Source organism: Kribbella orskensis (assembly GCF_004342085.1).
GTDB classification, from domain to species: Bacteria; Actinomycetota; Actinomycetes; order Propionibacteriales; family Kribbellaceae; genus Kribbella; species Kribbella orskensis.
Genome location: NZ_SLWM01000002.1, coordinates 412,280 through 431,952 on the forward strand (window position 1 = coordinate 412,280; position 19,673 = coordinate 431,952).

Here is a 19,673-nt window from a genome sequence, read left to right on the forward strand (position 1 = left end):
GCAACGATGAGCATGAGAAGCAGGGTCCGGGTCCTGGGCACCCTGATAGTGGTGGTGGCGCTGGCAGCCTGTACCCAGGGCGTCGACAAGGCGGGTGGTAAAACGACCACTCTCACGCTTGCCTCGATCGACCAGGTCAACAACAACGGCCAGTCCTTCGGGCCGCAGGCCTTCGTCAACCGCCTGGGCGAGCTTTCCGGCGGTCGGCTAAAGGTCGAGGTGCAGACGGAGTACGGCGGCGGCGCACCTGACGCCGAGTCGAACCTCGTGAAGGCGATCGCCAGCGGGGACGTCGACGGTGGTTGGCCGTCCACCCGTGCGTTCTGGGGAGCCGGGATCGCCGGTTTCGACGCCGTCGAGGCGCCGTTGACGATCACCGGTTACCAGGCGCAGCGGGAATTGGTCGTCGCGCCGGTCGCCGGCGCGCTGCTGGGCCGTCTGGACGGCACCGGCGTGCTCGGACTCGGTCTGGCCGTCGGACCGCTCCGCCGCCCGTTCGCGGTCAAAGCCCCGCTACTCGGACCGTCGGACTGGGTCGGGCAGCGGTTCCGCACCTATAACTCCCCCGTTCAGGAGGCCACCGTTCAGGCCCTCGGCGGTACGCCGGTGAACCTCGGCTTCGGTTGGGTCGACGAGGCTCGGGCAGGACGACTCCGCGGTGTCGAGTTCGACGTGGCGCAGTACGCGAAGAACGGCCATCCCACCTCGGCCGGGAACGTGACGGCGAATGTGGTGCTCTGGCCCAAGGTGTTCGTGATGAGCATCAACCGCAAGCGCTTCGACTCCCTCAGCGGGCAACAGCAGGACTGGATCAGGCGTGCGGCCAAGGACGCGACACAGGCCTCCGTCGACGCCCAGTACGACGAATCGAGCATCGCCACCGAGCTTTGCGGTCAGGGCGTCCGGTTCGTGAACGCCCAGCCCGACCAGATCAGCGCGCTGCGGACGAAGGTCCGGCCCGTCATCCAGGGACTGGCTGCCGACCCGGAGGACGGGCCGATTCTGAAGGAGGTCCAGGCGATCGGAGCCGCCAACCCGGCCGTCGAGGTGCCGACCGTGCCGATGGTCTGCCGGGAAACGTCTCAGAAACCCACAGAACTCGGTCAGGTCCCGGCCGCGACGTCGACGCTGCCCGAGGGCATCTATCGGGTCGAGCTCAGCAAGGCCGATTACGAGGCTGCCGGCCTGGCAGAGGTCGACGGCCTGTCCGGCACCTGGACTCTGACGGTCCGCAACGGCAGGTACCAGCTGAGCTGCCGGCCGCTCGACGAGCCGGGCGTCGATTGCGCGCACGAGGTCAACCACAACGGGCCACTGGAGGCCGGGGATCTCCGCGGTACCGGCAACACGGCCTATTTCGTCTATCGGCCGGACCGGCTGGCACAGCTGACTGGATGCCGCCTGCCGGTCTCGTCATCGCTCGAGGGTCATTGCTTCGCTGGCGAGAACTACCGCATGAACTGGACGCTGGAGAACAACCACTTGACCTTCAGTGACTACGTGAGCGACTGGACGAATCCGCAGTACCTCCTCGAGCCGTGGCAGAAGATCGGCTGAGCGGGATCGTCGCAGTCAGCGTCGTACCGGCTCCGGGTTCACTCACCACCCGGAGCCGTCCGTCGTACGCGGCGAGCCGGTCCTTCAGCCCGGTCAGTCCAGAGCCGTCCGGGTCGGCACCGCCGCGGCCGTCATCCGCGATGACAGCCCTCACCATTGACCCTTGCCTCGTCACGGTGATGCTCGCGTGTTCGACACCCGCATGCTTGACGACGTTGGCAAGGGCCTCGGAACAGACGTAATACAACGCTGCTTCGACAGCGGGATCGGCTGCGGCCGCCGAGTCGTACTCGACCGACACGGTCAGGGGACCGCGGTGCGCAACTCCCTGCAGTGCGGACTCCAGAAGCCCGTTGCCAAGCTGTGCCGGTGGTATCCCGGCCACGAGGTCGCCGATCTCCTCGATCGCCGCTGCCAGCGATGCGTCAACCAGATCCAAGGCCGACGCGGCGTCCGGAGCCAGCCCCCGGCGACGTGCCGCCGACAGTTCGGCCTGCGCATCCCTGAGCAGGACCGTCACTTTCTGGCGCAGGTCGGTGGCGACTGACGCGCGTTGGTCGTCCGCCGCGGCGACCACCCGAGCTCGAGCAGCCTCCAACTCCCGCAACTGGGTGAGCTGCAGCTCTCGCAGCCGCAAGTTGACGACAGCAAGTCGTACGGCGGCTTGGACCGCACGAGCCGTCGGCGGATCCTGGAGGGCAGGAGCGTCGTGCTCGATCAACGCAACAGGTCCATCCGCGTCATCCACCCGGAGCTGTTGCAGGCCCGACGTGGCAGCGATGCCGTCGGCATCGGCGTAGCCGGTCGAGGCATCCAGCCACCGGTAGACCCGCAGTCCCGGATCATCCAGCGTTTCGGCCAGAACGGCTGCGAGTCCGTCCAGCCCGGTCAGGGGTCTGGCCGACAGCACCTCGTCAGCGAGCCGCCGACGAGCCTGTGCGACGAACCACGCCGCGGCGGGCAGGCTTGCCGCGACCAGGATGAGGACCGCCTCGTACGCCGACAGGGCGACAGCGGGGTCCAGCAGACTCGGCAGCCTGGGCACTGACCACGAGACGACCAGTGCGGCCGCCACTGACCAGGCCGCCAGGGCGGGATACCGCCGCGCCTTGCCGCGGGCGAGTGACACCAGACCTGTCAGGAACAGCAGCAGCGCAACCCCGAGCTGCGGGACCACACCCAACATGACCACGGCCGACAGCACCACGAGCAACCACGCCGGGCGATGACGAATGCGGCCGGCTGGAAAAGCCAGCAGGGCGATGACCAGCAGCCCTTGGTGCACGGACCGCGTCTGCGGGACCACGGAGCCGAACAGCCAGGCGACACCGACGGCGGCAGCCAGCACCCGCTGGCGAGCCTGCCCGACCGGCACAGCGGAGGCGGCGAGGAAGGCGAGCCCGACTCCCACATCCAGAGCCGTGCGCCACCCAGTCACCCCCGCGGACGCGTCGGCCCGAGCCGCGAGCCAAGCGAGCACGCCACCGGCCATCACCCCGACCGCGAACCTGACCATGCCTCAGACTGGGTGCGGGTGCCGGTGATCGGCAAGAGTCGGGGCGCTCCGCTGCGAAGTCCCGTGCTAACCCTCAAAGCGTTCCCACAGCTCGGCTCTGTGCCGGGCCGTGCCGTCAGCTCGAGTAGGCCACGCTGCATGACGAGTTGACCAGCTGGCGCAGTCGGATCTGATAGTCAGCGAGGACACCTCTGGCAGCGGCGAACAGTTGTTCTGCCTGACCAGTTCGTCAACCTCCTTCGGCAGCATCGTGCGACGCAGGACCGAGAGCGGAAGGAGGCTCGGCGCGCCCTGACCGCGCAAATCGCGCTGTGACCTGCGGGACGAATGAGACGGTAACTGAGACGGGGATTGCGCCCGCGCCTCATGCTCCAAGTGAGGACGAGCCTGCGGGAAGCGACTGAGGCCAGGGTCAGGTGCTCTCGATCAATGCCTTTGCTTTGTCGAGGGCGGCGGCTACCTCGCTGTTCATCGAGGTCTGCACTGGCTTGGCCAGCAGGAGCTTCTTGATTCCACTGAGCTCGGCGCTGAGGGACAGGGTCACCTCGGTGCCGCTGCCCGATGGCGCGAACCGGAACTCACCCACCGGCCAGACCGGGCCCGCGGTCACCTTGAAGGAATAGCGGGACGATGGTTCGTATGCCATTACCTCGAAGTCCGATGGGATGCCGCGACCGCCGGGCCCTTTCACTGTCTGATGGATGGTCGACCCGACGCCAGTCGGAGGTTGCGCGGAAATCTCCTTGACGGCGGGGCGCCACTTCGGGTCGTTGCCAGGGTCACTGAAGAAGGCGAAGGCCTGGGCCGCCGGACGGTCGATCACGATTGTGCGCTCCGCTTCGGGCATGGTCCCACTCCTGTCTCACCGGGGACCCCGGGCCTGACGAACTAGTCGGGAGCGATGAGTTCGGCTCGCGCCGGGAGTCCTAGCTGTCGATCGCAACCGACGAAAGGAGACCGGCATGGCTGTGCAGCAGACCCCTCAACCGCTCGACCGCGAGTTCACTGCGGCGCTGGAGAAGGACGGGGCGTTCGCGACGTTCCTGACCGTGCCGGATTCGGCTGAGCTGCTCGGGACCCGGCGGGCCGTCAAGGTGAGTGGGACGATCGACGGGCATCCGTTCGCCGCTACCTTGATGCCGTCCGGGAGCGGGCCGCACTGGTTGCCGCTGAAGATCGCCCTCTGCACGCTGATCGGCAAGAGCCAGGCCGGCGAAGAGGTCAAGGTGCACCTCCAGCAAAGGCACACCTGAGCTGCAGTGTCGCACTGGAAGTACTCAGCCAGGAGGTTGGTGGCACATCAGGCTCGGGCGACAGTTGCGGCTGGTGCGGGGCTTGAAAGTCGGGCCGTGGCTCTACTCGGGAACCGGGTCGCGGCGTGGCGGGGCTAGTTGATCGAGCGGACGGCCACCACTCAGCAACCTCGCCCCGGCAGCTCACGGCCCGGCGGCGTGCCTGAGGATCGGGCGTGTTGGTGAGTGGTGGCCGTCCGGCCCGACCGCCCACCACGCCCACCCGCGATGCCTCCTCGGCCGAGCGCCTTTGGTGGGTTCGAACATCGTCCGGGGACCTCGGACAAGAAATATCGTGTTCGCGGTCCCGGTTGGGTGTCCGCGGTCCCGGTTGGGTGGCTAGTTGACTGAACTCTTCCGGGTACTGATTGGCCCCATGGGAACGCGCTGAGCGGCCGCGAGCCGGCCGGCAGCCTCTGCCGTACGAACCAGCGAGTAGCTAGAACGGGCCGATCTGCTGTCCATCTGCGCCCATCACAATGAACCGAAGCGCTTCGTCGTGGCGTCCTTCCCTCAGCCAGTGACCGAAAGCGATTTGGGCTGTCGGCGGCATCTCAAGGTCCGAGGGATCAAATGCCAGATCGAACCACCGGAGATCACCTTCGGCACAGTCAGCAGGAACCGGTACGTCGGGCCGAAGCGTGGCGGTGAAGTAGTAGGTGTGGCGTAGCTCGCTACCGGTGTCCCTCAGCGACACGTACCGCAGAGCAAGGTCACAGATCTGGTCAGGAACGACTCCGATCTCCTCCTCCACCTCACGAAGGACACCGGCTGCCGGGTCATCGATCTCGCCAGGTGCGAGGTGGCCGCCGATTCCCACCCACGAGTCGTCGATCGCGCGCGAGCCCTTTCGGTAGAGCAGCAAGACCTGTCCGTCCCGGACAAGAAACATTGAAGTCATCAGCCGGCTAGATCTCAACGTCATCCGCGCAGGCTAGCTGGCCAGACCTAGCGCCCAGAGGCAAGCAACTGGCTTGCCGAGTTCAGTGAAGTCCCCACTCCCCACATCCACCGCTGGCACCCTTCGGCGGGGAGCGTCGCCGGCGGCTGGGCAGCCAGAGCTAGAGGTCGAGGAGGTCGGCGATCTGTCTGCGGACGAAGGAGCGGGCCAGTTGGCCGCGTCGCAGGCGCCAGAGTGGGGAGGGTAGCGCCAGCGCGGCGTCGCGGCCGAGAGTTGGATGGCGCGTGGGTGAGGTGCCCTGGGTCGATGCGGTGGGTTGCGTGGGTGTTACGTGCTGGGTGGGTGCGGTGGCGCGGGTGGGGGTGCCGTACCGGCGGTGGTGGATGTCGGTGACAACTGACTGGGGGGCGCCTAGGGATGGGAGTAGGGATAGGGCTGCTTGTTTGGTGATTAGGTGGCCGGTGGTGAGGGTTACGGCGGCGCGGGCGACTGTGATGAGGCCTAGGTCTACCCAGATGTCGGTGTACCACGGGGTCAGCTTTCGGGTGGCTGGGTACCAGAAGTGTTCGAGGTCGTCGCGGATGAAGGCGGCCAGCTCCTCGTCGGTGGTTGCCGACAGCAAGGACGACGGCGGCGGGCCGAAGAGGCTCCGATCGCCGAGGGCCAGCTCACGCCGGGTCACCGCACCCACCGGGCGATCGAAGTACCGTTGCTGCGCCCAGGTCGGATGGCGGAGCGAAGCATCGGCCAACTGGTCGACCTGCATGTAACTGCAGTGCAGCTTCTCCGCCAGCGGATCCGTCTTCTCGAGCGACCGATGAAGCGCGCAAAGCGCCTCGGGATCCACGATCGGTCCGTCCAGCACAGCGATCAGATCGAAGTCGCTCCGCCCCACCTGGAAGTCGCCGAGGGCAAGAGATCCGTGCACCCACACAGCACGCACCGGCAAGAGCCCGCACACAGAAGCGACAAAGCCGTCCAGCAGGAGCTGGACGGCTTCGTCTGAGGTCATGCGGTGGATGCTAGACGGCCGGGCGCAGATCCACGTCGGCGGCGCGGACATAGGCCATGCGGTGGCCGAACCAGATCTGGTAGTACTGGTCGTTGCCGAGCACCTGCACGTGGTCCGTCGGCGGCTGCCCGTCGAAGGTCGTGGCGCGGTAGTAGTCCGTCTCGATGGACGCGTCGCCCACCGGGTAAGCCTGACCCTCGCCGATCGTGTACTGCAGCGGCGTGACGGTCTGGTACGGAATACCGGCCGGGTAAGCCGACTGCTCCGGGTAGGCCCGGCCGTAGACCGGCACGGACGTCCTGCCAGCCTTCGGCTTCACCACGAGACCAGGCTTTGCAAAAGCATCCGGCGTACCAGCAGGGCTCTTGAACCAACCCTTGGCGCCCAGGTACCAGACGGCCACCCAGTCACCCGACCGCTCAGCCACCACGTACTGCGAACCGGCGGCCGCGCGTGCTCCGATGTCCGACACCTGCGTGGTGCTGGCACTCGAACCAGGCCGCAGTCCGAGGTCCTTCACCAGCGGAGCAGCGTCGTCCGGCGCCTGCCGGAGGTAGACGAAGTTCGTGCCCTGCGGAACGCAGGTGCCGTCGGCGTTGCAGTTGGTCACGACCTGCACGTTGTCGGCGAAGCCTGGCTTGATCGTGACGATCGAGCCGGCCTTGACCGGGAAGACGTTGTGGCCGTAGATCGGCGCGCCGAGCAGGTCGAAGTAGTGCTCCCAGTCCCAGTACGGTCCCGGATCCCAGTGCATGCCCGCAACAGTGGACGGGATCGTGCCCGGCACCTGGTCGTGGCCGATGATGTGCGCGCGGTCCAGCGGGATGTCGTTCTTGGCCGCCAGGTAGCGGACCAGCTTGGCCGAGTTGCGGTAGAGCGACTCGGTGAACCAGGTCGCGCCCTGGGCCGCGAAGCCCTCGTGCTCGATCCCGATGCTGTGCATGTTCACGTACCAGTTGCCGGCGTGCCAGGCGACGTCGTTGGCCTTCACGTGCTGCCAGACATGCCCGTCGGACGAGCGCATCGTGTACTGCCACGAGACGTAGGTCGGGTCCTGCACCAGGTTCAGCGTGCCCTGCCAGCCGCCCTCTGTGTCGTGGATGACGATGTAGTCGATCTTGCCGGTCTTCGGCCGGTTCGCGAGGTCGTGATTGCCGTAGTCACCAGGAGCCGTGACCTGGTAGGGAGCCGGCAGCCACTCGCAGGTGATCGTCGTGGGGCACTCCGTCGCCCCGGCGACCTTGGTTCCGGCCGGCAGCGCAGTACGAGCGAGCTGTGACTTGGCCGGTGTCACCTGCAGGGCGGGCATCACGATCTGCTGGCCGGTGTTGGTGGTCCGGGCCGCTCCGCGCGCCATGATCGCGTAGACATCGTCGGCGAAAGCGGAGGCGCTCGTCTTGTCCGCAGCCCCGGCGTACGAGCTGATCGCGCCGTACCAGTCGGCCGCGGACGTGCTCGCGCCGACGGGCAGCTTGAGCGAGCGCTGGTACTCAGCGAGCAGTGCGGCGCCACCGGCGATGTTCGTGGCGGTGTCATTCCGCAGCGCCGCCGGGTCGAGTCCGGTCAGCTCGGAAGCTTTGTAGAGGGTGCGCAGCGACTCGCCCTTGGCGACCTTCTCGCCGCCCGACAGGTCGACCGCTTCGGCGGGGACGACCGCGGTGAGGTGCATCGGTCCGTAACCGCCCGACGTGCTCGCCTTGCCCTGGTGGTCGTCCCACCTGGTCTCGGCATAAGAGACAGCCAGCAGTACGGACTCCGGTACGCCGTACTGCTGCGAGGCCGCCTTGAAGGCGTCGGCAGCGACGGCGGACGCAGGTCCGGGAGTGGAGGCGACCGCCGTGGGCGGACCGCCGGACGACACGCCGGTCACGGTCATGGGCAGCGCTACCGCTGCCAGTGCGGCGAGAATCTTCGAACGACGACGCATGTTGGTTCTCCCTGACCCTGATGGGAAGGCCGGTCACTCAGACCGGCAACCTGATCACTTTGGGTCGTGGGAACCGGGATGTCAACGGTTAACCAAAACTGGGGTCGAGCGGTTCGATTCTGACCACAGGCGGCGTCCTATCGGGGTAGCGACAGAGGGTTACGGAGCAGGACCATGGAAGCGTTGCCGTTGGCGTTCACGACGGGCTGGGCGAGCGGCATCAACGCCTACGCCTGCGTGCTGATCCTCGGTCTGCTCGGCCGCTTCGGCGGCGTCGACGAGGTCCCGGTCGGGCTGACCGGCAACGCCGTGCTGATCGCGGCCGGCGCCTTGTTCGTCGTCGAGTTCGTCGCCGACAAGATCCCCTACATCGACTCCGCCTGGGACGGCGTCTCCACCCTCATCCGGCCGACGGTCGGGGCGATCATCGCCCTGCTGATAGCAGGCGACGCGAGCACCCTGAACCAGGCGTTCATCGCGGCCACCGGCGGTGCGGTCGCGTTGCTGTCACACCTGGTGAAATCCAGCCTCCGGCTCGCGATCAACACCTCCCCCGAGCCCGCGAGCAACATCGCGGCATCGTCCGGCGAGGACGTCGCGGTCATCGGCGTGGTGTCGCTGGCCGTGTTCCACCCGACGGCGGCGCTCATCATCGCGGGCATCCTGCTGCTGCTCGGCCTGATCGGCGTGTACTTCGCGTTCCGTGCGATCCGCCGCGGCCTGGCCAGGTTCAGGGCCTGGCGAGAACGACGAATTAGTCCAGCAACCGGGAGCAGTGCCGTCTGATGGCTCGCGTGATCGTCATCGGGGCCGGCCTCGCCGGTCTCGCCACCGCCGTACGGCTGGCCAAGCTCGGGCATCAGGTGACCATCTGCGAGGAGAGTGAGCGGCTCGGGGGCGCGCTCGGCCGGGTCGAGGCCGACGGTTTCTGCTGGGACGCCGGAGCAGCCAGTACTACGCTGCCGGCCGCGCTCCGCGACCTGTTCCGCAAGAGCGGCCGGCCGATCGAGAGCCTGGTGCAACTGGAGCCCATCACCGAGCCCCGGCGGCACCTGTTCGGCGACGGGTCGATCCTCGACCTGCCGGTCGGCGATCGCGGCGCCCAGGCGGAGGCGTGGACGGACCTGGCCGGGGAGAAGGCCGCGCAGCGGTGGACCTCGCTCGTCGACGGATACGGCGAGACCTGGCAGATCCTCCGCAAGACCTCGCTCGAACCACCCCTGCAGGACCGCCTCCCACTCAAGGCGATCCTCGCGCTCAAACCCTGGCAGTCGCTGCAGCGCGTCGCCCAACGGAGCCTCGACGACGAGCGGGCGCGCGCAGTACTGAGGTACTACGCGACGCAGCACGGGTCCGACCCGAAGCTCACGCCCGGGTATGTCGGCGTGTGGTCGTACCTCGAGCGCACCTTCGGCCGGTGGACCGTCCAGGGCGGGTTCAGCGTCCTCGCTGACGCCCTGGCGCAACGGGCCAGCGAGCGCAAGATCGACATCCACACGAACGCCGAGGTGGTCGCCGTGACCACCGACAGTGGCAAGGTGACCGGTGTGAGGCTCGCGGATGGCACTGAACTGCCTGCCGAGATCGTGGTGAGCGATATCGACCCGCGGGACCTCTACGGCCAACTGGTGGACGACCCGGCCGCCAAGAAGGTCCGCCGCAAGGTTCTGTCGACCCACCAAGCGCAGGCCGCTTACGTCGTCCACCTGGGCCTAAAAGACCCCGTACCCGACCTGCCGTTCGAGACCGTGCTGCACGGCAGCCCGGCCGTGGTGGTCCGCACCGGCGGCCAGGCCCCGGCCGGACACCAGGCCTGGTCGGTCCTGGTCCATGGCTACCCCACCGACGACGTACTGGACCTCCTCGTCGCTCGTGGCCTCCACATCCGGGACAAGGTGGTCTCCAGGCAGACCTCCGCCTCCTGGCTGGCCGGGGTGGCCTGGGAGGGCTACCGGACCGCCCGGCGACGCGCGGCGAACGTTTCCCCGGTCAAGGGCCTGTACTGCGTGGGCGCCGGCGCTCACCCGGGCACAGGAGTCCCGGCGACCACCCTGGGCGCGGCGATCGTCGCCGACGCCGTCGGAAAAGCCTGACCGGCCTGGGGTCGGCGAACCCGGCGCACTAAGATTGACCGTTCATGTGTTCCGTGTCGGGGCCAACTCGAAGGTGGGCAGGCCCGGCAGTAGAGAGGACCCCGGTGGATCAATCCCCCACGTCGACCGATCTCGAGAACGTCGAACGGGCTGAGCTCGAAGCTGAGCAGCAGCACGTCGACCGGGTGTACACGAGGGTTGCCGAAGCCGCTCGATCCGCCTCCCGGATCGCGGTCGAAGGGCACCAGCGCGGACAGGCGCAGAACGTCGGCCGGGTCCGTGACGAGGAGCAGACCGGCCTCTACGAGCGGGACGTGCTGGTGTTCGCCGCCGCCCGCCGGATCGCGGAGCTGGACGCGGAGCACGAGGGCCTGGTGTTCGGCCGGCTCGACTCCGACCAGGGCGACGACAACGAGCCCGCCGCGACCGCCGACGAGCTGGAGAAGCTGTACGTCGGGCGGATCGGCGTCCGCGACGCGGAGTACGAGCCGCTGGTGATCGATTGGCGTGCTCCGGCCGCCGAGCCGTTCTACCGGGCCACCTCGACCGACCGGCTCGGCGTCGTACGGCGCCGGGTGCTGCGCAACAAGGGCCCCCGGATCGTCGGCATCGAGGACGACCTGCTGGCACCGGAGCGGGCTCCCGAAGACCTGCCGGTGATGGGTGAGGGCGCGCTGATGGCGTCGCTGTCCCGTGCGCGTGGTCACACGATGCGCGACATCGTCGCCACCATCCAGGCCGAGCAGGACAAGGCGATCCGCGCACCTGCCCGCGGCGTCACCGTCATCGGCGGTGGCCCGGGCACCGGCAAGACCGTGGTCGCGCTGCACCGCGCGGCCTACCTGCTGTACTCCGACCGCAGGCGGTTCGAGCGCGGCGGCGTACTCGTGGTCGGTCCGTCGGCCGCCTTCATGGCCTACATCGAGCGGGTGCTCCCCAGCCTCGGCGAGAACACCGTGTCCCTGCGGGCCGTCGGCGAGCTCGTGGACGGCGTCAGGGCCACCGCTGTGGACGAGGCGGAGGTCGCGGCGATCAAGGGCTCCCTGCGGATGCGCGGCCTCCTCTCCAGAGCCGCGCGCGACCGGGTGCCCAGCGCTCCGACCACCCTGCGAGTCTTCGTCGGCGGCTCCACCATCGAGCTGGACGCGAACCAGCTCGACAATGTCCGCCGCAACGCGCTGCGCCGTACTCCGCGCAACCGGGCCGGCTCGGAGGCTCGCAAGGCGCTCGTCGCCGCACTGTGGACCCGCTTCCCCGACGACCTGCGCAACGGCGTGTACGGCGACCGCGAATCGTTCGGCGACATCGTCACGGACCTGCCGGCCTTCAAGACGTTCTTCGCGTCCTGGTGGCCCGTCCTCACCCCCGGCGCCGTACTGCGCTGGCTGGGCGACCCCAGGCGCGCGCAGCGGTGGTCTCGGGGCGACTTCACCCCGGCCGAGATCGACCACCTAGCGGCGGCCGTTCGTAGTACGGACGAGTTCACCATCGCGGACGTGGCGCTGCTGGACGAGCTGGCCAACCTGCTCGGGCGGCCGCCGGTCCAGGAAGCCGGCAAGGACGAGGAGTTCGACTGGCTCGAGGGCCTGTCGGAGGGCGTGAACGAGGTGCTGACCACCTCGGAGCGCCGCGCGCGGGCGACTGCCGCCGCGGAGGCCGACGAGCCCGACGAGTACGCGCACGTGCTCGTCGACGAGGCGCAGGACCTCTCCCCCATGCAGTGGCGGATGGTGACCCGCCGGGGGCCGCAGGCGAGCTGGACGATCGTGGGCGACCCGGCGCAGAGCTCCTGGCCCGACCCGGACGAGGCCCGCGCGGCGATGGACTCGATGCTGTCGCACCTGCAGCGGCACACGTTCCGGCTGTCGACGAACTACCGGAACTCGGCCGAGATCTACTCCTTCGCCGGTGAGGTGATCCGCCGCCAGATCCCGGACGCGGACCTGCCGGACGCGGTACGGCGTACCGGGGTGGACCCGGAGCACCGGATCTTCGACGCGGGCAAGGTTGCCGAAGCCGCGGCCGACGCGGCGGGCGAGCTGCTGCAACTGGTGGAGGGAACCGTCGGGGTCATCGTCCCGCCGAAACTCCGGCCCGCGATCGATCCGGCGCTCGCCGACCTCGGTGACCCGCGGGTGGTTGCCCTGAGCCCCCTCGAATCCAAGGGCCTCGAGTACGACGCCGTCGTGGTGGTCGAGCCCGACCGGATCGTCAGCGACACGCTAGGTGGCGTCCGCGCCCTCTACGTCGCCCTGACCCGCGCCACCCAGCGGATGATCACCGTCAACAGCACCACCCACTGGCTTCCCCAGTAAGAGGGCTAGCCGCGCGGGATCACGTAGTCCACGAGGTCCGCGTCGTCGGCGGCCAGGTCCGACCAGCGGGTGGTGTGGTGCAGTACGGCCAGGCCGCTGGTCGGGTACTTCTTGGTGAGCTCGACTCGCTGGGGACTCGTGCCGTCGAGTGTGAGCTCGTCGGCCAGCCAGGGGACGCCCGGCCCGTGGCCGACCAGGATCACGGTGCGGACCTCGGCCGGCACGTCGTGCAGGACGTCGAGGAGTTCGTCGGTGCCGGCGCTGTAGATGCGCCGGTCGTACCAGATGTCCGTCGCGATCACGCCGGCTTCGGCGGCGTACTCCCAGGTCTCCCGGGTGCGGGTCGACGGCGAGCAGAGCACCAGGTTCGGCTCGATGCCCTGAGCAACCAGATAGCGGCCGGCCGCGGCGGCGTCGGCCCGGCCGCGGTCCGAGAGCGGCCGGTCCAGGTCGGGCATGGTCTCGGGCGGCACCGCCTTCGAGTGCCGGAGCAGCACCAGGGTGCGGTCGATCAGAAGATCCGACGGGTCAGCCATCGGCTCAGGATAGAGCGTCGAACGCCCCGATGGTGCGGTGAAGGTCAGACCACGGCGGACTGGAGGTTGCGGAAGACCTGGCGCGTCGCCGTCGACCGGTTCAGCGTGATGAAGTGGATGCCCGGCGCGCCCCCGGCGAGCAGCTTGTCGGACAGCTCGGTGGCGATCTCGATGCCGACGGCCCGGACCGCCGCGGGGTCCTCGGCGACCGCGTTCAGCCGGTCGGTCACCGGCTTCGGCAGCGCCATGCCGGTCAGCTCGGCCATCCGCTCGATCTGCTTGATGTTCGTGACCGGCATGACGCCCGGCAGGACCGGGATGTCGCAGCCGAGCGCGGCCGCCCGGTCGATCAGCCGGAAGTAGTCGTCCGCGCCGAAGAACATCTGGGTGATCGCGTAGTCCGCGCCGGCCGCGGCCTTGACCGCGAGCACCTGGGCGTCGGCCTCGAGGTCGGCCGCCTCGGGATGCTTGTCGGGGAACGCCGCCACGCCGACACAGAAGTCGCCGAGCGACCGGACCAGCTCGACCAGTTCCACCGCGTGGTTCAGGCCTTCGGGATGTGCGACCCAGGGCTGCGAGGGCCCGCCCTTGGGATCGCCGCGCAGCGCGAGGATGTTGCGGACGCCCGATCCGGCGTACGCGCCGATCACGGACCTCAGCTCGTCGCGCGAGTGCGAGACGCAGGTGAGATGCCCGAGCGGGGTGAGCGAGGTGTCCTGCGCGACCCGCTCGGTGACCCGGATGGTGCCGTCACGCGTGGTGCCGCCCGCGCCGTACGTGATCGAGACGAAGGTCGGCCGGAGCTGCTCGATCTCGCGGATCGACCGCCACAGCACCTCCTCGGCCTCGGGCGTCTTCGGTGGGAAGAACTCGAAGGAGAAGGACGGCTGCCCGGTCGAGAGCAGCTCACGGATCGTCGGTCTGCTGCCGGGACGCGTGGACGGGAGACCGGTTGCCATTCGGTAAGACTACCGGGCGTGGGCCTGCGCGCCCGGACCGACTACCCTCCGAGACGTGTATGCCGACGCGGACATCCCGACCGAGATCCAGCGCGCCCTGACCAGCTTCCTGGACATCCAGCAGGAACGGCTCGCCGCCATCGGGCCCGAGCTGACCGAGCAGGTCCAGGCCGCGCGCGACGCGACCAGTGGCGGCAAGCGGCTGCGGCCGTCCTTCTGCTACTGGGGTTTCCGGGCCGCCGGCGGCGATCCCGACCTGCCGATCCTGAAGGCCGCCGCCAGCCTGGAGATGCTGCACGTCAGCGCCCTGGTGCACGACGACGTGATGGACTCCTCGGACGTACGCCGTGGGGCGCCCTCCGCGCACCGGCGGTTCGAAGCACTGCAGCGGGCCCGGTCCGAGGCCACCGGCAAGGGAGGGGATCCCGTCGGGTTCGGGATCGGCGCGGCCATCCTGCTGGGTGATCTCTGCCTGATCTGGGCCGACGAGATGATGCACACCTCCGGATTCGACGCGGCCGCGCTGGCGAGTGCGTCCAAGTTCTTCGACGCGGTGCGGGTCGAGGTGACGGCCGGGCAGTACCTCGACCTGGTCGCCCAGGCGTCCGGCGAGGCGGACATGGACCGGGCCCTGCGGGTGCTCCGGTACAAGTCGGCCACCTACACGGTCGAGCGCCCGCTGCACATCGGTGCAGCGCTCGGTGGTGGCGGGCAGCACCTGGTCGACTCGCTCTCGGCGTACGGGCTGCCGCTGGGCGAGGCGTTCCAGTTGCGCGACGACCTGCTCGGGGTCTTCGGCGATCCCACCGTGACGGGCAAGCCGGCCGGCGACGACCTGCGCGAAGGTAAGCGCACCGTGCTCACCGCGTACGCCGTCGAGCACGCCTCCGAGGTTCAGCTGACCGAGTTCGACCGGCTCTTCGGCCGGGCGGACCTCGACGACGACGAGATCCAGTTGCTGCGCGAGATCCTCCAGGACAGCCGCGCGGTCCAGGCCTGCGAGAACCTGATCACCGAGCGCACCGAGGACGCCCTGGACGCGCTCGAGCGGTCACCGATCGACGACGAGACCTCGCGCAAGGCGCTGGCCGACCTCGCCATCGCCGCGACCGCCAGGCACGTCTAGGAGTCCTTTATCAGGAGGCCTTCGCTAGGAGGCCTTCGCCATCAGGGCGATCAGCCGGAGGAGTTCCGCGGACACCTCCGGCTCGCCGAGCACGATCAGCTTGAGCGTGGCGCGGTCCTCGTCGTACGCCGCCTCGACCCGCAGGTGGCCGATGCCGCCCTGGTTGAGGGACGCCATCACATGAGTGGTGATCCGGTCCGCGCCTGCCCGGTCGATCGCGTCCACCTGGACGATGCTCGACACCTCGACGTGCCTTTTGCGGGTGCCGGCGTCGGACACCGCCGCGCTGGTGCCGGTGAAGGCCTCCAGATCCTCGCGGGAGATCCGGTACTGCTTGCCGATCCGCACCGCCTTCAGACGCCCGGCGCGGACGTAGTTCCGGATCGTCCGCACGTGCAGACCGAGCCGCTCCGCCACCTGCTCGACCGAGTACAACTCCTGTGCCACTAGATCCCGCTCGCCTTCCTTAGAATTCCCTATAAATGACTCGATAGGGATGTTTAAGGTACTTTACAGCCATGACTACGCTGCCTGTCGCCTACACCGCCGGCAAGGTAGTTCGCGACGACCGGGACGCCGTCGACCTGATCGCCGAGGCGCACTACGAGCACCAGGCCGAATGGGTGCTGCTGCCGGTCGACCTGTTGCCACCCGGCTTCTTCCGGCTCCAGACCGGTGTCGCCGGCGCGATCGCGCAGAAGTTCGTCAACTACCGGATGCACCTCGCGATCGTCGGAGACGTGTCGGCGCACGAGGATGCCAGCGAGGCATTCCGCGACTGGGTCCGGGAGACGAACGAGGGCCGCAGCCTCTGGTTCGTGCCTGACCTGGCGACCTTCGACGAGCGGCTAGATTCTCGGTATGACGGAGGAAGTGTCGGCGCAGGCGCCTGAGCTGGCCCGTCCCCACGTCATCAGGCAGGACTGGCGCGATCTTTCCTTCCTGCACTGGGCTGTCGACCCCCGGGAGATCGCCAGGTTCTTCCCGCCCGGCACCAGACCGGACACCTTCGAGGGGCTGACCTACGTCGGTCTGGTGCCGTTCAGGCTGGTCGACAGCGGACTCTTGCAAGGACCACCGGTCCCCTGGCTCGGCACGTTCCTGGAGACCAACATCCGGCTCTACTCGGTCGACACCACCGGTCGCCGGGGCGTGGTGTTCCTCAGCCTGGACGCCGATCGCGTGGCGGTGGTGGCGACTGCCCGCAGTACCTTCGGGCTCCCCTACCGCTGGGCCCGGATGCGCCACGAGCAGCGAGGCGACCTGCACACCTACACGTCGACGCTGCGCTGGCCCCGAACGACCGCCAGCAGCACCGTCGTCACGCGGATAGGCCGCAGGCTGGAACCAGGGCCGCTCGAGCACTTCCTGACCGCCCGCTGGGGCCTGCACGTGGCCCGGGCAGGCCGCACCTGGTACTTGCCGAACGAACACCCCGCCTGGGTACTGCGTGAGGCCGCGCTGGAGCGGTTCGAGGACAACGGCCTGCTCGCCTCTGTCGGACTGGGCGAGCTCAGCAAGCGCCCACCCGATCACCTGGCCTTCAGCGACGGAGTACCGGCTCGCTTCGGCCGCCCGACCCTCGCCTCGACGCCTAGACCACCGGTACAGCGCTGACGAGGTCCGGGACGTCGTCGGCTTCGCGGAGGAAGACTCGGAGCTGGCCTGACTCGTTGGCGTCCTCGGCGAAGATCTGGAGGGCCACGTCGACCGTCTCGTGGTCGTGGTCGAGCAGTTCGCGCCAGCCGTCCCACAGCACCACCTCGGGCTCGCCGGTGGACCTGTCGCTCAGCGAGTCGGCCAGGGCGTCCCAGTTCCGGCCGAACCAGCGCGGCAGGTCGAACGCGGTGGCACAGACGTCGAGGAACCCGGCCTTGTCGTGCACCTGGGTGGTGTCGAGGAGGACGAAGTTCCAGCCCTCCTTCACCACGGTGCGCTGTACCTCGTCGGCGGGCAGGTCGGAGCGCCTGCGGTACACACCCGGCGGCAGCCCGGCGTCCAGCAGGGCGCGCAGGTCAGTCATCGGCCGTTCCCCCGTCCGCCGCGATCCGGCGGAACGACTTGTCGTGATCGTCGGTGTAATAACGCTCATCGCCCTTCCCGTCGATCAATCCCAGCGTTTGCTGCGCTTCCTTGGGAAGACCGGCCACGGCCACCACGACGAGGCCGCTGTCCGGGTCGGTGCTTGGCGCGCTTGTGGACGGCTGACTGGCACTGCAGCCGAACAGTGCCGCGGCGAGGGTGATCACCAGCATCGCGATCACCACGACGGCGATGATCCGCGCCACCTTCGGGTTGTTGATCACCCGGCACCTCGCAGCCGCCTGCTGAACTCCCCGGCCGCCGCGGCCGGGTCGTCCGCCTCGGTGATGGCCCGTACGACGACCACCCGCTCCGCGCCGGCCTCGATCACCTGGTCGAGCCGGCCGAGGTCGATCCCGCCGATGGCGAACCAGGGCTTCACCGGCTGCCGGCTGGCGGCGTACGAGACGAGTTCCAGGCCGGCGGCGCTCCGGCCGGGCTTGGTCGGGGTCTCCCAGGTCGGGCCGACGCAGAAGTAGTCCGAGCCCTGCTCGGCGACAGCGGCGTTCACCTGGCTGAAGGTGTGGGTCGAGCGGCCGATCACCGGCTCGTGCCCGGTGATCGCACGGGCGGCCTGGACCGGGAGGTCGCGCTGGCCGAGGTGCAGCACATCGGCTCCCACGGTGAAGGCGATGTCGGCGCGGTCGTTGACGGCCAGGAGCTTGCCATGCCGCTTACAGGCGTCCGCGAACACCTCCAGCGCGGCCAGTTCGTCCGCTGCCTCCAGGTCCTTCTGGCGGAGTTGCACGATGTCGACGCCACCGCTCAGTGCGGCATCGAGGAACTGCTCGAGGTCGCCCTGCTTCTCCCGTGCGTCAGTACACAGGTAGAGCCGGGCATCGGCCAGTCGGTCACGCAATCCTGCGTCGGCGGTGTGCTCAGTCACACCGCCCAGCCTGCCATGGAAGACCGGCCGTACTGTTGGCGCATGGCTGAGAAATCCTCCGATGTCGTGATCATCGGCGCCGGACTGATCGGTCTGGCCACCGCCTGGCGACTCGCGGCAGACGGTATCCAGGTGACGGTATGCGACCCGACACCCGGCAGTCAGACCTCCTCGGTCGCGGCCGGCATGCTCGCGCCCGTCACCGAGGTCGAGTACGGCGAGGACGCCCTGCTGGCGCTGAATCTGGCCAGCGTCGCGGCCTGGCCCTCCTTCGCGGAGGAGCTCGAAGCCCTCACCGGCCAGTCCGCCGGGCTCAACCGCACCGGCACCCTCTCAGTCGCGTACGACGTCGACGACGCGGCGGCACTCCACCGGCTCGCGGACTACCAGCGCCGGCTCGGACTCGACGTCGAGGAACTCTCCGGCCGGGAAGCGCGCAAGCGGGAACCCCTGCTGGCCGCAGGTGTCTCCGGTGGCGTCTGGGTGCCCGGCGACCACTCGGTGGACAACCGCCAGGCCGTGGCCACCCTCCTGCGGGCGACCGAGCTAGTAGGCGTCAACTTGATCCGCCAACGAGTCGCTCGCGTCCTCACCTCCGGTACTGCGGCCGTCGGCGTGCAACTGGAAGACGGCCAGTCGCTGATGGCGGACCAGATCGTTGCAGCGGCTGGTCCGTGGTCTTCGCAGCTGGAAGGGATCCCGCAAGAGCTCCGAGTGCCGGTCCGGCCGCTCAAGGGCGAGATCCTGCGCCTGCGGGTCCCTGAGGCCTACCGTCCTGCTTTGCACCACACAGTTCGGGCGACCGCCCGAGGGTTCACGGTCTATCTGGTGCCCCGGCCGGGTGGCGAGCTGGTGGTCGGCGCCACCACCTCCGAGCTCGGCTACGACACCCGCGTCCTGGCCGGAGGGGTGTTCGCCCTCCTGCGTGATGCCCGGACGGTCCTGCCAATCACGGACGAGCTGGAACTCGTGGAGGCGGTGGCGGGCCTTCGCCCGGCCACACCGGACAACGCGCCGATCCTGGGCGACTCCGGGCTCGACGGTCTTCTGTGGGCCACCGGGCACTACCGCAACGGAGTACTGCTGACTCCGATCACCGCCCAGTTGATAGCCGAAACCATTCGAACCGGGGCACTTCCAGAGTTGGCACAGCCGTTCCTGGCCGCCAGATTCGGTCCTGCCCAGCATGCGGATGCCCGGCGTGCGGACCCCGGCGACGAGATGCCTAAGGTAGCCACGTGAGTGAGGTCATGGACAGCGGTGTGAACGTGCTCGTGAACGGCAACAGCGAGCAGATCGCGGCAGGTACCACCGTTGCCGAGGTGGTCGACCGCTGGGCCCGCAGCCCGATCGGTGTGGCTGTCGCGGTGAACGAGGCGGTCGTGACCCGTGCCGACTGGACCGGGACCACGCTGGGCGAAGGCGACCGGGTGGAGATCCTCACCGCGGTCCAGGGCGGTTGAGGAGATCC

21 protein-coding genes are annotated in these 19,673 nt (G+C 68.8%); 10 read left to right on the forward strand and 11 right to left on the reverse strand.

Annotated elements, in window-relative coordinates:
• Positions 1 to 6 precede the first annotated feature (6 nt).
• Positions 7 to 1,557 (forward strand): TRAP transporter substrate-binding protein, encoded by a 1,551-nt coding sequence (locus EV644_RS07000; protein WP_132187991.1) that lies wholly within the window; start codon positions 7 to 9, stop codon positions 1,555 to 1,557.
• Here EV644_RS07000 and EV644_RS07005 read toward each other — a convergent pair.
• Positions 1,490 to 3,073 carry a sensor histidine kinase gene (locus EV644_RS07005; protein ID WP_132187990.1) on the reverse strand — a complete coding sequence of 528 codons (1,584 nt, stop codon included), beginning with the start codon at positions 3,071 to 3,073 and terminating at the stop codon, positions 1,490 to 1,492. The genes EV644_RS07000 and EV644_RS07005 overlap by 68 nt on opposite strands.
• Positions 3,074 to 3,485: 412 nt before the next feature.
• Positions 3,486 to 3,920: an SRPBCC family protein gene (locus tag EV644_RS07010; protein ID WP_132187989.1), complete on the reverse strand. Its 435-nt coding sequence runs from the start codon at positions 3,918 to 3,920 to the stop codon at positions 3,486 to 3,488.
• 115 nt (positions 3,921 to 4,035) lie between these two features.
• Between EV644_RS07010 and EV644_RS07015 the strand changes: the two genes are divergently transcribed.
• Positions 4,036 to 4,326, forward strand: coding sequence for a DUF1905 domain-containing protein (locus EV644_RS07015; protein WP_132187988.1), 291 nt, complete (start codon positions 4,036 to 4,038; stop codon positions 4,324 to 4,326).
• Positions 4,327 to 4,804: 478 nt separating this feature from the next.
• On the opposite strand, the gene EV644_RS07020 is transcribed toward EV644_RS07015, so the two are convergent.
• The 3 genes from EV644_RS07020 to EV644_RS07030 form a co-directional block, all read right to left on the reverse strand.
• A complete protein-coding gene (locus EV644_RS07020; RefSeq protein ID WP_132187987.1) occupies positions 4,805 to 5,290 on the reverse strand; it encodes an NUDIX domain-containing protein in 486 nt (161 codons plus the stop codon).
• Between the two features lie 136 nt (positions 5,291 to 5,426).
• Entirely contained in the window at positions 5,427 to 6,278 is an 852-nt protein-coding gene (locus EV644_RS07025) for a nucleotidyltransferase family protein (RefSeq protein ID WP_132187986.1), read from the reverse strand.
• Positions 6,279 to 6,288: 10 nt separating this feature from the next.
• A complete protein-coding gene (locus EV644_RS07030; RefSeq protein WP_132187985.1) occupies positions 6,289 to 8,205 on the reverse strand; it encodes an N-acetylmuramoyl-L-alanine amidase in 1,917 nt (638 codons plus the stop codon).
• 174 nt (positions 8,206 to 8,379) lie between these two features.
• Here EV644_RS07030 and EV644_RS07035 point away from each other — a divergent pair, with 174 nt between their 5' ends.
• The 3 genes from EV644_RS07035 to EV644_RS07045 all read left to right on the forward strand — a co-directional run bounded on the left by EV644_RS07035 (position 8,380) and on the right by EV644_RS07045 (position 12,613).
• Entirely contained in the window at positions 8,380 to 8,991 is a 612-nt protein-coding gene (locus EV644_RS07035; RefSeq protein ID WP_132187984.1) for a DUF4126 domain-containing protein, read from the forward strand.
• Positions 8,991 to 10,298 (forward strand): phytoene desaturase family protein, encoded by a 1,308-nt coding sequence (locus tag EV644_RS07040; protein WP_132187983.1) that lies wholly within the window; start codon positions 8,991 to 8,993, stop codon positions 10,296 to 10,298. Before EV644_RS07035 ends, EV644_RS07040 begins: the two co-directional genes overlap by 1 nt.
• A gap of 104 nt (positions 10,299 to 10,402) precedes the next feature.
• Positions 10,403 to 12,613, forward strand: a complete 2,211-nt coding sequence (locus EV644_RS07045) for a HelD family protein (protein WP_132187982.1) — start codon at positions 10,403 to 10,405, stop codon at positions 12,611 to 12,613.
• Between the two features lie 5 nt (positions 12,614 to 12,618).
• On the opposite strand, the gene EV644_RS07050 is transcribed toward EV644_RS07045, so the two are convergent.
• Positions 12,619 to 13,149, reverse strand: a complete 531-nt coding sequence (locus tag EV644_RS07050) for a SixA phosphatase family protein (protein WP_132187981.1) — start codon at positions 13,147 to 13,149, stop codon at positions 12,619 to 12,621.
• 44 nt (positions 13,150 to 13,193) lie between these two features.
• Entirely contained in the window at positions 13,194 to 14,108 is a 915-nt protein-coding gene (gene metF / locus EV644_RS07055; RefSeq protein WP_132187980.1) for a methylenetetrahydrofolate reductase [NAD(P)H], read from the reverse strand.
• A 55-nt stretch (positions 14,109 to 14,163) separates the two neighbouring features.
• On the opposite strand from metF, the gene EV644_RS07060 reads away from it, so the two are divergent.
• On the forward strand, positions 14,164 to 15,234 hold the full coding sequence (locus EV644_RS07060; protein ID WP_132187979.1) for a polyprenyl synthetase family protein: 1,071 nt from the start codon (positions 14,164 to 14,166) through the stop codon (positions 15,232 to 15,234).
• A gap of 24 nt (positions 15,235 to 15,258) precedes the next feature.
• On the opposite strand, the gene EV644_RS07065 is transcribed toward EV644_RS07060, so the two are convergent.
• Positions 15,259 to 15,681: a helix-turn-helix domain-containing protein gene (locus EV644_RS07065; RefSeq protein ID WP_132187978.1), complete on the reverse strand. Its 423-nt coding sequence runs from the start codon at positions 15,679 to 15,681 to the stop codon at positions 15,259 to 15,261.
• 71 nt (positions 15,682 to 15,752) lie between these two features.
• On the opposite strand from EV644_RS07065, the gene EV644_RS07070 reads away from it, so the two are divergent.
• Both EV644_RS07070 and EV644_RS07075 read left to right on the forward strand, forming a co-directional pair.
• Positions 15,753 to 16,127, forward strand: coding sequence for a DUF4180 domain-containing protein (locus tag EV644_RS07070; protein WP_132187977.1), 375 nt, complete (start codon positions 15,753 to 15,755; stop codon positions 16,125 to 16,127).
• Positions 16,096 to 16,851 carry a YqjF family protein gene (locus EV644_RS07075; protein ID WP_132187976.1) on the forward strand — a complete coding sequence of 252 codons (756 nt, stop codon included), beginning with the start codon at positions 16,096 to 16,098 and terminating at the stop codon, positions 16,849 to 16,851. Before EV644_RS07070 ends, EV644_RS07075 begins: the two co-directional genes overlap by 32 nt.
• On the opposite strand, the gene EV644_RS07080 is transcribed toward EV644_RS07075, so the two are convergent.
• Genes EV644_RS07080 through thiE form a run of 3 tightly spaced genes read right to left on the reverse strand, consistent with a single transcriptional unit; the run spans position 16,829 to position 18,202 of the window.
• Positions 16,829 to 17,257: a barstar family protein gene (locus tag EV644_RS07080; RefSeq protein ID WP_132187975.1), complete on the reverse strand. Its 429-nt coding sequence runs from the start codon at positions 17,255 to 17,257 to the stop codon at positions 16,829 to 16,831. The genes EV644_RS07075 and EV644_RS07080 overlap by 23 nt on opposite strands.
• Positions 17,250 to 17,540: a hypothetical protein gene (locus EV644_RS07085; RefSeq protein ID WP_132187974.1), complete on the reverse strand. Its 291-nt coding sequence runs from the start codon at positions 17,538 to 17,540 to the stop codon at positions 17,250 to 17,252. The genes EV644_RS07080 and EV644_RS07085 overlap by 8 nt, the downstream gene beginning before the upstream one ends.
• On the reverse strand, positions 17,537 to 18,202 hold the full coding sequence (gene thiE, locus EV644_RS07090) for a thiamine phosphate synthase (RefSeq protein WP_132187973.1): 666 nt from the start codon (positions 18,200 to 18,202) through the stop codon (positions 17,537 to 17,539). Before thiE ends, EV644_RS07085 begins: the two co-directional genes overlap by 4 nt.
• 42 nt (positions 18,203 to 18,244) lie before the next feature.
• Between thiE and thiO the strand changes: the two genes are divergently transcribed.
• Both thiO and thiS read left to right on the forward strand, forming a co-directional pair.
• Positions 18,245 to 19,444, forward strand: a complete 1,200-nt coding sequence (thiO, locus tag EV644_RS07095) for a glycine oxidase ThiO (protein ID WP_132187972.1) — start codon at positions 18,245 to 18,247, stop codon at positions 19,442 to 19,444.
• Positions 19,441 to 19,665 carry a sulfur carrier protein ThiS gene (gene thiS / locus EV644_RS07100; RefSeq protein ID WP_241997992.1) on the forward strand — a complete coding sequence of 75 codons (225 nt, stop codon included), beginning with the start codon at positions 19,441 to 19,443 and terminating at the stop codon, positions 19,663 to 19,665. Before thiO ends, thiS begins: the two co-directional genes overlap by 4 nt.
• Positions 19,666 to 19,673 lie beyond the last annotated feature (8 nt).